The organism is Microcystis aeruginosa NIES-4325, assembly GCF_008974145.1.
Taxonomy (GTDB): Bacteria; Cyanobacteriota; Cyanobacteriia; order Cyanobacteriales; family Microcystaceae; genus Microcystis; species Microcystis aeruginosa_G.
Map to the genome: position 1 here is coordinate 1 of NZ_BJKP01000055.1, position 11,672 is coordinate 11,672.

General features: G+C 42.1%; 13 protein-coding genes and 1 pseudogene. 8 read left to right on the forward strand and 6 right to left on the reverse strand.

The window, feature by feature from the left end:
• Positions 1-680: 680 nt before the first annotated feature.
• Together MiAbW_RS18070 and MiAbW_RS18075 are read right to left on the reverse strand one after the other, a co-directional pair.
• Positions 681-1,163 (reverse strand): hypothetical protein, encoded by a 483-nt coding sequence (locus tag MiAbW_RS18070; RefSeq protein ID WP_151697226.1) that lies wholly within the window; start codon positions 1,161-1,163, stop codon positions 681-683.
• A gap of 442 nt (positions 1,164-1,605) precedes the next feature.
• Positions 1,606-3,057, reverse strand: coding sequence for a RecQ family ATP-dependent DNA helicase (locus MiAbW_RS18075; protein WP_151697227.1), 1,452 nt, complete (start codon positions 3,055-3,057; stop codon positions 1,606-1,608).
• Between the two features lie 226 nt (positions 3,058-3,283).
• Here MiAbW_RS18075 and MiAbW_RS18080 point away from each other — a divergent pair, with 226 nt between their 5' ends.
• The 4 genes from MiAbW_RS18080 to MiAbW_RS18095 all read left to right on the forward strand — a co-directional run bounded on the left by MiAbW_RS18080 (position 3,284) and on the right by MiAbW_RS18095 (position 5,027).
• Entirely contained in the window at positions 3,284-3,469 is a 186-nt protein-coding gene (locus MiAbW_RS18080; RefSeq protein ID WP_151697228.1) for a DUF3285 domain-containing protein, read from the forward strand.
• 11 nt (positions 3,470-3,480) lie between these two features.
• Positions 3,481-3,993 carry an rRNA maturation RNase YbeY gene (gene ybeY, locus MiAbW_RS18085; protein ID WP_151697229.1) on the forward strand — a complete coding sequence of 171 codons (513 nt, stop codon included), beginning with the start codon at positions 3,481-3,483 and terminating at the stop codon, positions 3,991-3,993.
• 28 nt (positions 3,994-4,021) lie between these two features.
• Positions 4,022-4,510, forward strand: coding sequence for a diacylglycerol kinase family protein (locus tag MiAbW_RS18090; protein ID WP_151697230.1), 489 nt, complete (start codon positions 4,022-4,024; stop codon positions 4,508-4,510).
• Positions 4,511-4,787: 277 nt separating this feature from the next.
• Positions 4,788-5,027: a DUF4327 family protein gene (locus MiAbW_RS18095; protein WP_002738935.1), complete on the forward strand. Its 240-nt coding sequence runs from the start codon at positions 4,788-4,790 to the stop codon at positions 5,025-5,027.
• A gap of 227 nt (positions 5,028-5,254) precedes the next feature.
• Here the strand turns inward: MiAbW_RS18095 and MiAbW_RS18100 are convergent, their stop codons facing one another.
• Complete coding sequence (locus MiAbW_RS18100) at positions 5,255-6,445, reverse strand: class I SAM-dependent methyltransferase (RefSeq protein WP_151697231.1); 1,191 nt, start codon at positions 6,443-6,445, stop codon at positions 5,255-5,257.
• Positions 6,446-6,732: 287 nt separating this feature from the next.
• On the opposite strand from MiAbW_RS18100, the gene MiAbW_RS18105 reads away from it, so the two are divergent.
• From MiAbW_RS18105 to MiAbW_RS18115, 3 genes are all read left to right on the forward strand, one after another.
• The gene (locus tag MiAbW_RS18105) at positions 6,733-8,013 is read left to right on the forward strand and encodes an AAA family ATPase (RefSeq protein ID WP_151697232.1); all 1,281 of its coding nucleotides are present in this window, start codon (positions 6,733-6,735) and stop codon (positions 8,011-8,013) included.
• The gene (locus MiAbW_RS18110; RefSeq protein ID WP_238707342.1) at positions 8,010-8,477 is read left to right on the forward strand and encodes a retron system putative HNH endonuclease; all 468 of its coding nucleotides are present in this window, start codon (positions 8,010-8,012) and stop codon (positions 8,475-8,477) included. Before MiAbW_RS18105 ends, MiAbW_RS18110 begins: the two co-directional genes overlap by 4 nt.
• Positions 8,478-8,839: 362 nt before the next feature.
• Positions 8,840-8,989, forward strand: coding sequence for a hypothetical protein (locus MiAbW_RS18115; protein WP_002752187.1), 150 nt, complete (start codon positions 8,840-8,842; stop codon positions 8,987-8,989).
• A 79-nt stretch (positions 8,990-9,068) separates the two neighbouring features.
• Here the strand turns inward: MiAbW_RS18115 and MiAbW_RS18120 are convergent, their stop codons facing one another.
• Both MiAbW_RS18120 and MiAbW_RS18125 read right to left on the reverse strand, forming a co-directional pair.
• On the reverse strand, positions 9,069-9,449 hold the full coding sequence (locus tag MiAbW_RS18120; RefSeq protein ID WP_151697233.1) for a hypothetical protein: 381 nt from the start codon (positions 9,447-9,449) through the stop codon (positions 9,069-9,071).
• Between the two features lie 59 nt (positions 9,450-9,508).
• Entirely contained in the window at positions 9,509-9,874 is a 366-nt protein-coding gene (locus tag MiAbW_RS18125; RefSeq protein ID WP_151697234.1) for a phasin family protein, read from the reverse strand.
• Positions 9,875-10,289: 415 nt separating this feature from the next.
• On the opposite strand from MiAbW_RS18125, the gene hemB reads away from it, so the two are divergent.
• The gene (gene hemB, locus MiAbW_RS18130; protein ID WP_151697235.1) at positions 10,290-11,276 is read left to right on the forward strand and encodes a porphobilinogen synthase; all 987 of its coding nucleotides are present in this window, start codon (positions 10,290-10,292) and stop codon (positions 11,274-11,276) included.
• 309 nt (positions 11,277-11,585) lie between these two features.
• On the opposite strand, the pseudogene MiAbW_RS18135 reads toward hemB, so the two are convergent.
• A pseudogene (locus MiAbW_RS18135) lies at positions 11,586-11,672 on the reverse strand (photosystem Q(B) 2 domain protein); the annotation flags it as partial.

Genomic DNA, 11,672 nt, shown 5'->3' on the forward strand with positions numbered 1-11,672 from the left:
TTAAAATAGTCTATAGTTACTTGCGCCATAAAAGCCCTTTTCTTAAAACCTGTCAGCTTTTTTGCCGCATCTTTCAAGCTTGATTTGATTTTTTCAGTCAGTTCAGTTACCATAGTTGAGAGTGGGAGTAACAAGTTGCTTCTCTAGTCTAGATGGTAATTTATTAATACGCAAGTCCCTTAGCTTACTGCAAACAGCCTTCTTTAAGGAGACTTATCACAGAAGCCAGGAATATAGCAAAGATTCTTGTATCTGGCTGCACTTTGTCACAAAATTTCACTATTATTTCGGGTAAGGTATGGTAGATCCTTTGATAGATAGGCGTTTCAGTGTTTCAATCGGGACTCACTTCTGTGAAGACCGCTATAGATCTCCTGCAAAAATCAAAAATCTTCGGTTAGGTTAGGAGAATCCGAGACAGGAGGAGAAAAAAGACATAAAAAAAATTAGTACAAATACTCTCCTCTCCCTGCCCTGGCGCTCCCTAGCTTACCAGAGGTCGATTATTCACTAAATGGTATCAAAAAAATCGGGTCTAAAACCTCGTCTTTACTCATTTTATTGTAACGGGATTTGGGATCACAGCTTCAATTAATGTGCATGGTGCGTTCCCCAAAAATCGATCGCTGGAGCAGTAAGAGCCACATTAGGGAACGCACCCTACAGCGATTGCGATCGCACTACGTCCCAAGTATCGCTTTCATATCATTGTTAATTGCTTGCTCATCGTAAATAGTTGGGACTCCTTGTTCTCTCATGCAAGAGTAATAAGCTCTACCAGCTTGGAGCATAGCTTCCCTAGCCTGGGCACTATTGGGGTTTTGTCGAAGCTGTTCCTTAGTTACTTCATATTGCTCCAACATATACTGCACGTACTCAGACCATCTTTTACTGGAATAAACTAGTATTCCGATAGGAGGTGCTGCAATACCCCCAAGCCCTGCCATAACTCTCATTGATGACCCTTCAGGGAACAAGCCGGAAAGAATTAATCCTGTGGGAAGTCCAATAACTCCACCAATTAACAGTAGTCCAATATTATTGGGTCGTTTTTTCACTTTCGTCACAACTAAAACCTCTTGAATTGCTAACCACTGCTTTAAAGAAGATCTACGATAACTTGACTCAACTAATGACAGATAGCCTACAGTCGCTGTCCCCACCAAGAACTTAAGCCACCTAACTACATATTATACGGAAACTTCCGTATAACACTCTCCAGAGTAAGAATATGGGTCAACTTTCGGCATTCTATTTAGACGCAATCGCCAAAACTTTTCCCCATATCACGCCCAAAAGCGTGTTAGCCAGATTAGCTTACTGCAAACAGCATCCTTTAAGGAAACTTATCACAGAAGCTTTCTAGAGATCTAGCAAAGATTCTTATATCTGGCTGCACTTTGTCACAAAATTTCACTATTATTTCGGGTAAGGTATCGTAAATCCCTTGATAGATTCAATCGGGACTCACTTCTGGGAAAACCGCTATAGATCTCCTGCAAAAATCAAAAATCTGACCTTAGCTGAGGAGAATCCGAGACAGGAGAAGAAAAAAGACATAGAAAATTTAGTACAAACGCTCTCCTCTCCCTGCTCTGGTGCTCCCTAGTTTGCCAGAGGTCGATTGCGACGACAATTATCGCAATGACCACAGCGAAAATTATCGGCATTTTCCTGAAAACCAAAGGCATTTAAGAGAAAGTGCCAACGACAGCGACGGGTATAGAGATAGGGAAACATCTCATTTTTGGGTTTAAAAGTCATCTTGGCTGAATTATGACGATAAATAAGCCGATAATGAAAAGGATCGAGCCATTCTAGGCGATCGAGACTGTGTAAAAGGGAGAGAATGAGCGCACTATCGGGAAATTCGGCACTAATCGCCTCTACTTTGCCCTCTAGGGGAATTTGGGCTAAAATTTGCCAAACTTGTCGGTATTGGCGCTCCTGTTGGGAGTTAAAGAATTTTTGCTGGTTTTTATCGCTATTATCTAACCATCCCGTCGGTTCACTAATTAAGGTGAGAGCCTGCATTTTACCCCCATCGCGACCACCGCGGCCGATTTCCTGTAGGTATTCCGATAGTAAAGCTGGGGGTTGGTAGTGGACAACCCAACGCACATCGGGTTTATTGATACCCATGCCAAAAGCTGAGGTACAGACAACAAAAGTTAAATCCCCCCGCAGCCAATTTTGTTCTATCTCCCGACGCTGAAAGGGGGATAAACCGGCATGATAGGCACTGGTGCGATAGTGGAGGGATTGCAACCATGCCGCTAAATTTTCACTATGGCGACGGGAACGAGTATAGATCAGGCCGGATTGTCGAGGTTGACCGGTGAGGAAGTTTAATAGTTGATGACGACGACAACCGGGGCTAATACATATTTTGGTGCTTAGGTCAAGGTTTTGACGGTAAGGATTTATTAAGAAAAGCTGCGGTTTTTCTAGTTGTAAGACGCGGGTGAGAGTCTCACGGGTGGCGGGGTTAGCGGTGGCGGTAAAAGCAGCGATCGCTATTTGGCTGCCAGCCGGTTTTGATTGCAGAAGAGCGGGACGGACAGCCCCAAGACGACGGTAAGCAGGACGAAAATTATCGCCCCACTGGGTTAAACAATGGGCTTCGTCAAGGATGAGAGCGTTAATTTTAACGTGGGGAAGGGTTAATTTTGACCAGAGGGGCGGACTTAAGAGGGTTTCCGGCGAAAGATAGAGAAGTCGCAGGGTTTGACTTGCGATCGCTGCTAAAGTTTTCTTTCTCTGTTGTCGGGGGATTTCGTGATGAATCAGGGCAACGGGTAATTTTTTGGCTAATAATTCCTCCACCTGATTTTCCATTAGGGCAACCAGGGGAGAAATCACTAGGGTTAAGCCGGTTTTTAATAAAGCGGGCAGTTGAAAACAGATAGATTTACCAAATCCCGTGGGCATGACAATTAGGGCATCTTTTGCCGCTAGAATTGTCTCGATAATCTCCTGTTGGGGAAAGCGAAAGCTATCATAGCCCCAAATTTTCTGAAAAATAGTCTGGATGCTTTCGGGATCTTGGGAAGACATAGTTTAGACGGCTGGGGTGTGGGGTGTGGGGGAGAGAAGAGCATTTGTATTAAAATTCAGAGGACTGTTTAAAGGCACAACTGGTTAGAAACCTCTGGGTTAAACAGTTTGATCGGTTTTGACTATCCCGGACGGGGAACAATTTTTCCCATAATTGAATTTTTTTTGCACTTTTTTAATAATCTGTTACACTTATAGCGATCAATCTTTGTCTGGGGAATTACTGATGACTGAACCTGTTAGTGCCACCGACCCCGCAGTAGAAACCGCCACCGAAGCGCAACCGAGTTACGTTAAGCTGGCTATGCGGAATATGGTCAAGAAAAAAGGCATCTCGTTAAAACACTTTTTTTTGACTACGGCAGCCCTATTAGGCTTTTTTGTTGGTATTTCCTATCTGACGCGTCCCTAGGGTGAAATCTGGTGAGTGAGACTTTGCCCCTAGGGGTGGATTTATGCCTACAGGATAATTATTTTGATCCCGGAAATAGTCCTGTGGATGGGGAAACTTGGCACTATTGGTTAGAAACATGGTTAGGCTATCTATCGGATTATCTCCCCGTTGCCGCCGGTTATGAACTAAGTTTGCGTTTAACAGACGATCAAGAAATTCAGACCTATAATTGCCAATATCGCCACAAAGATCAACCGACGGATGTTCTCGCTTTTGCCGCTCTGGAAGTGGATTTACCAGTCGATGAGGCCATTTTAGAGACGGAACCTTTATATTTGGGGGATATTATCATCTCTGTCGAGACAGCACAACAACAGGCTTTAACACAAAATCATCCTTTGGCGCGAGAATTGGCCTGGTTAACTGCCCACGCTTGTTTACATCTTTTGGGTTGGGACCATCCCGATGAAACAAGTCTCTTGGAAATGCTATCTTTACAGGAAACTTTGTTAAAAACCGTCGAAATGCCGATACATAGTTAGTTATTTTTGTCAAGCATTATTGAGGAATATGAAGACAAATTATCATCAAGCCAACCAATCTGCCAGCATACCTAATCCCTATCTCAACAATAATTTTATCCCTCGATCGGGACAGGTGAGTGAGGGCAACAATCCCAGTCAAAGAGAATACGCTTGGCAAGTCGCCTCGAATCTATTAGTCAGTTTTCGCTACGCTTGGGCAGGAGTCTGTTATGCTTTTGTTAGTCAAAGAAATTTTCGCATTCACACCCTGATTACCCTAGTAGCGATTAGTTGGGGCTTATTTTTGCGGGTTAATGCTATGGAAATAGCGATTGTCACCCTCACCTGCGCTCTGGTGATGGTCTTAGAATTAATTAACACTGCCCTAGAATCAGTGGTAGATCTGACGGTGGGGCAATCCTACCATGATTTAGCCAAAATAGCCAAAGATTGTGCCGCTGGTGCCGTTTTAATCGCCTCGATCGCCGCTTTACTCGTAGCGGCTTTTATTTTTATTCCCCATTTATTAGGGTAAGCGGGAAGCGGGAAGTGGGTAGTGGTGAGAGAGGAGTGGGGAGAAAAAGCTAACTCCTGACGGCTAAAAAAGCCGATTTGGCATAAGGGTACTCGACAGCTTTTAGCCGATAAATTTAACTTTTCTTAACCTAAGCCTAAACTGGCGAGGGGAGAGGGTTTCGCTATATATAAAAAATTGTAATCGTCGATACAGCAAAAAATCTCTTTTGTCCCTCTATAGGTTAGACTATAGTTAGTGATAAGACTTCTTTTGTAGATCTTGCAGGAAATCTCCCATGAGTGCCATAACTTTCTCCACCGCTCCCACCGCTTACTCTATCAGGATGATTAAGGACGAAGTACGTCAGATGGTAGAACAGGGGGTAGTGAGCAGACACCAACCGATCTACACCCTCTGTCAGTTCATTCCCCCCCGGGAGTGGGTTTGTGTTGAATGTGAACTAGAACGGTGTGACTACCTTCTCAGGGATCAAATTGGTGACTTAATCGCCTCGGAATCTTGGGATAATGATTAAACTCTCCCGGTTGCCGATGGGCAAAAATCGGACTGATCAGAAATTTAGCAGCCTTGTCCACTTTCTTAAACTATTATAATTCAGCCCCGGTTAATTCTGGGGCTGAAACTATGGGGATAGGAAGGGTGTAATTGTTAAGAAAAAAAAGTTTTGGCAAAATTTAGCCAAGTTAGTTTAAAAGTTGCCGATTGCCAAGGGACACTATCTCTAACATCCCCGAATTTTCCCTAACTTAAAATCAGCAGTTGGCGCTGTTGTAAGGAACGCACACCGGTTAATCCTAAAGCAACTTGAGCGTCGATTGCTGCCACGGTTAAACGACCATCACAAGCTTGTAAAAAAGCAAATTCTCTCTCCGAGAGATTAACCGGTCGATAATCGTAGTCTAGAACACTTGCACTAGGCCAACCGTAAAGACAGGGATGAACTTCGGCCACTGCATTCTCTAGGACTTGATCCCTGGACCAATCGGCAGTCAAAATCGGTGGTTTAGCGAGGAAAAATTCATAGTGGGTGATTTCTGGGTCTAATAATTCCGTCAAGCGATAACGTTCCCTTTCCCCTAAATTTTGCGCTCTAGCCATCAATTCGGGGGATTTACCCAATAAACGGTCTAATTGCCAGTAGGAAGGGTTAGAAAAGCCAATAAAGGCTAATCCTGACGCATCAATCAGTTGAAAGAGGGTATCGATATTATAGTCCACTTCCCGGGGGTGAACATACATATCAGCGAAGGACTCGTCGCGATGATTTTCCATTGACCAACGCTCTTTTTCCCGTTTCAAAATGCGATTATTTTCCGGTAGGGAGGCAAAAATCTCTCGGCCGACAGCGACCCCATCTTTATAATCGCCGCGTCGGTCTCCCTGTAAAAGTGCGATCGCTGATTGCATTAACAGAATTTCCCAGCGTCCCAATTGTGCATAGACGAAAATGTGCAGCAGACCACCGGGGGCCAGTTTTTGCGCGAGGGATTGAATACCTTTAACTGGGTCCGGGAGATGGTGCAGCACCCCGACGCAGTTAATTAAATCAAATTCTCCGGGGAGATTGGTGGCCGATTCGAGGGGTAAATGGTGAAAATCCAGAGAACCTCGGTGCTTTGCTTCGACTCCCGATCGATTACAGCGTTCTTTGGCAATTTCTAGGGCTTTTTCACTGATATCTATCGCGACTACATGAGCGAAAGGGTTGAGCGCGAGCAGATATTCGGTTCCCGCACCAGTACCACAACCTGCATCGAGAATGCGGATATCCTCTCGTTCGGGTTTACGATGACAACAAAAGTTATAGGCAGCAATCCAATTCCAGCGCCAATTGTAACCCGGAGGAGGTTCGTCTAGGAGCGGTTCGGGGGGGAAAGGATAGGTATTGTAGAGACGTTGTACAGCAGTGCGAATAGTAGCGTCGTCGGACATGAAAATTGGCGGAGTTTAGGATAACACTCGATCGATTGTCTCACAGACAGCAGCGATCGGGAAAGTCAGCCTAGTATTTTTTTGAGTTGGTCGGGAGTAAATGATAAATAATCATTATGAATATCCAGTTCTGTGCTAAAACTAGATATTATTTCCTTGGTCAATATTCTTTTCTATTCCTTGTCCTACTGTCTCTTAACCCTATCTAAGTTTTACTGGCAATTATTCGAGAGTCATTCTCTAACAATTATCTCAAATATAAGCAAATCTTGCCGATACAAAAATCAATGAAAATTAAGTATATAAAGCTTATTAATTATCGAGGTGCAGTTAGTTTAAACATCGACTTTCATCGGCAATTAAACGTATTTATAGGAGTTAATGGTGCTGGAAAATCCACCATTTTAGACAGTTTGGCGATTATGCTTTCATGGTTAGTTAATCGCCTAAAAAATACTAATGCCAGTGGACAACAGATTAGCAAAACCGAGATTAATAATGGTCAGGGGACGGCTATAATTGAAATCACTGGGTTGACGGAAGATAGTCAAGAGATTACTTGGAAAATAGTAAAAACTAGGACTGGATATATCCACGCTGGAGAACGGAGTAATTTCAGCCAATTAAATGAATACACTCAACAAATACAACGACAAATTACTGAACATCAAGGACAAATTAACTTACCTTTATTTGTTTATTATTCTGTTAATCGAGCGGTGCTGGATATACCATTAAAAATTAAAACAAAACATCAATTTGATTCTCTGAGTGCCTACGAAAATGCTTTAACCAGTGGATCAGATTTTCGCACTTTTTTTGAATGGTTTCGCAAACGTGAAGATTTAGAAAATGAAAATAGAAAATATCAGTATGATCTAATTAAACCGGAAGGTTTTTGTTTTCCCGATCCCCAATTGGAAGCAGTTCGGGAAACGATCGAACGTTTTCTACCCGATTTTAGTAATCTTAGCGTCCGTCGTAATCCCTTGAGAATGGAAGTAACAAAAAAGAATAAAATAGTTACTGTTAATCAACTTTCTGATGGAGAAAAATGTCTGATTGCTATGCTTGGAGATTTAGCTCGAAGAATGGCGATTGCTAATCCTCAAAATCCTTATCCCTTAACGGGTACTGGCGTTATTATCATTGACGAAATTGATTTACATTTACATCCTCAATGGCAAAGATTTGTAGTACCTAAATTACTAGAAGTTTTTCCTAACTGTCAATTTTTTATTTCCACCCATTCTCCTAATATTATCACTCATGTTCAACCAGAAAGTTTACACTTCATGGAACAAACAGAAATGGGAATAAAAGTTCATCCCGTGCAGGAGTCCTACGGCAAAAATGTTGATCGAATTTTAGAAGATTTGATGGGGTTAGAGACAACTCGTCCCAAGGAAATCGCTGAAGCTTTGAAAGATATCTATGAACAAATTTCTCAAAATCAATTAGAGGCAGCTAAAAATAATATCAATGATCTCAGAGCTAAAATTCAAAATGATCCAGAATTAATTAGAGCTGAAGTTATTATTCGACGCAAGGCAATTATCGGAAAATGAAGTATATTATAAAAAGACAAGAACCACCAGAGTTTAAGAATTGGAAAGAGCAAGCTAACTCAGATTGGCAGCCCGACTTTAGAAATTTAGCGGGAACCCCAAAAGAAATACTAATTAAAGCGTTGATGACAGAACAGGGGGAAATATGTTGTTATTGTGAAAATCGATTGATTGATGGTAAATGCCATATAGAACATTTTAAACCTCAAAGTGATCCCAGTGTTGATCCCCTAGATTATGCCAATTTGCTATGTTCCTGTCAGGCAAATCTTAAGTCTGGTGAACCTCGGCACTGTGGTAATCTAAAAGATAACTGGTTTGATGAAAATCTCTTAATCTCTCCACTTAATCCCGATTGTGAGTCTCACTTTGCTTTTAATGATGATGGTACAATTAAACCCGCACAAGAAGATGATCAAAAAGCAATTAATACTATCGAAAAGTTGGGATTAAACCTCAAATAAACTCAAGGCACTTCGTAAGGCAGCCATCGATCCTTTTTTGGATGAGGAGATAGATAATGCTCAATTACAAGTCTTTGTCAATGAATATTTATGCTTAGATGATCAACAAAGATACAAACCTTTCTGGACAACAATCAAATATTTGTTCAGCGATTTAATTGAATAATCGTTCCTTGACAAAAATACAAGAATTATTATAAAAGTTTAGATAAGCAAGAAAAAATATAAAGTCTTATGAAGATTATTCAAGAATTATCTCAAAAGTCAACAATTGATGAGATTCTGGCCAGATAATGGGGATGGAGGGGTGAATCAACCTGATCCGAAAAAGAGATTGTTGTCGAGAGTCGGAGAGAAAAGCAATGAATATCAAGGATACATTACACAATTTTGTCCAGTACCTAACAGAGGCTTTCGCTCGCATTTTTAGTCCCAACAATGATGAATACCCCGATGTGGGGATGCAGCCTTTTGATTCTGAACCTTACCATGCTCCTAAGGGTAATTCTTAACTAAAAATGACGGATAATTGCTTTGAGATAAAAGTTATGGGTAGGGATAATAACCCTACCTGATTTTATAGAAAAATAATTAATCCTCTGCTTGCCAATCGGGACAACTATCACTATCCCAACCGTAGGGATGGAAACCGCAGACGAGAAGATTGCCTCCGTAGATATAACCGTGATAATTACGGCAACCGATACAAGCAGGATGGGTGTTAGGATCGGGGTTAACCTTAGGAGTGAGGGTAAAATCCGAGGGTTCATCTAATTCCGAAAATAGGGACTCATTGAGGTTAAAAAATTCTTCTAATTCCTGGGGTAAAACCTCTTGAATAAACTGTTCCAGATCGATGATAATTTCCTCATTGATTTCTTCGATAGTTTGGGCTACTTCTTGGAAAAAAGTTTCAATTCCTAGCGCCACAGTTTCGATAACTTCCCAAAAATCTTTCTGCCAATCGTCCATGTTTAAACTTGCTTCCCTTGTCTGAGAATAATTAATTATTTGTCGCTAAAATCTAGGTTTTAATCCTGTTGCAGTTTCCGTAATTCCTCCTGAAGACGTTCCACCTTTTGCCGCAATTCATCTACTTTGGGATCAGCTGCTTTGGTGTCCTCCTCATCTTCAATAATTTCTATCCGTCGGGGTTCATGGGGAATATTAGATTCGTTAGCTGCCACCGCTTGCTGTTGTGCCTGTTTCACCAACTCATCAACGTATTTCCTCGCTTCTTCTGCGTTTATTTCGCCACGAGCAATCATCTCATCGGCTAATTTTTGGGCTTGATTTCTTAATTCTTGTAAATTTACTTCAGCTTTTTCGGCGGCATAAGCGGCAATGCCTACGCCCAAATAAACTGCTTTTTTGACTAAATCACCTAAGTTGACCATAGCAAAAATCCTGAATTGATCGCTCTTACTTCCTAGAATAAACGATCCTTCTCGCAAATGGAAATGGGTTTTGGGTGTTGGGGTGTTGGGGCGTTGGCGTATTAGTTGAAATTTCCCCATTTCCCGAATCCTCTGATCAGGTAAAGTTTTGTAAAGAGATGAGGTGGTGACGACACCAAAATTGATCACTATAAAGATTAAATTTTAGTCAAATTGCTGGTTTTTCAGACTCAAAACGATGATAGAGCATCATTAGGTCAAAAATGACCTAAATATTTTGATTAAGCTCAAAATAACTAAATATTGCGGATAGTTGCTGGCAGCCCGCAGCCGACTGAATCGATTTGTGTTGATCCTCAGCAAAGATTTAAACTAAAGAATCGAGGCCAGATTCCCGATTTAATCACAAAAAACTATGTTTCCTATTCATCGCCCCCGTCGTCTGCGTCAAACCCCTCAAATGCGCCGTCTGGTGAGTGAAACCGTCTTGACAGCCAATGACTTTATCTATCCTCTTTTTGCCACGGCTGGGGAAGGTATTGCCCGGGAAGTCAAATCGATGCCGGGGGTGTACCAATTATCAATCGATAAAATTGTTGACGAAGCCAAGGAAGTGCGGGATTTAGGAATCCCAGCGATTATTTTATTCGGGCTGCCGGAAAGTAAAGACACAGAGGCGACGGGAGCATGGCACAATCATGGTATTGTGCAAAGAGCGGCCACAGCAATTAAAGAGGCAGTTCCCGATCTGCTCATTGTAGCCGATACTTGTTTGTGTGAATATACCAACCACGGTCATTGTGGTTATCTACAAACGGGAGATTTAACCGGCAGGGTGTTAAACGATCCTACTCTGGAATTATTGCAAAAAACCGCCGTTTCCCAGGTAAAAGCGGGAGTGGATATCATTGCACCGTCGGGAATGATGGATGGTTTTGTGCAGGCAATTCGTCAAGGATTGGATGAGGCGGGTTATAGTGATACACCGATTCTTTCCTATACAGCTAAATATGCCTCTGCCTATTATGGTCCGTTTCGGGATGCGGCTGATTCTACCCCCCAATTCGGCGATCGCAGAACCTACCAAATGGATCCGGGTAATGCCTGGGAAGCTTTAAAAGAGGTGGAATTAGATGTATTAGAGGGTGCAGATATGTTAATGGTTAAACCCGCTCTATCTTACATGGATATTATCTGGAGAATCAAGGAAATGACTAATTTACCCGTGGCTGCCTACAATGTGTCAGGGGAATATTCAATGATTAAAGCGGCGGCGTTAAATGGCTGGATTGACGAAAAACGGGTGACTTTAGAGACTTTAACCAGCTTTAAACGGGCAGGTGCTGATATTATCTTAACCTACCACGCTAAGGATGCCGTGCGCTGGTTAGCAGCGGGTTAAATCGGAAAAGTGACAATTTTTGGCTAACCGATCAGGGTAAGGGGGTGGTAAGGTTGCTACTATTAATTTTAGGGATTATGGAAATAGTGGAGGAATTTCTACGTTTTACGCAATGTGCAACTAAAAACTACAGAATCAGGGTTCCAGAGGATACTTTTGATTTCTGAAAGCCTTGTAAATCAAGAATAAAAATATAGTTGCACAGGGTGTCAGAATTTAGTGTCATAGCCACGATCGCCACGGTTTATCCCTCCCTTCTCAACAAAAAAGCACCCCCTTGCGGGAGTGCCTTTTCGTTCAGACTAGGAATTAACCATTGATAGCAGGAGCGGTCAGAGCTACAGGAGCCTGTTCACCACTAGCTAAGTCTAAGGGGAAGTTGTGAGCATTACGCTC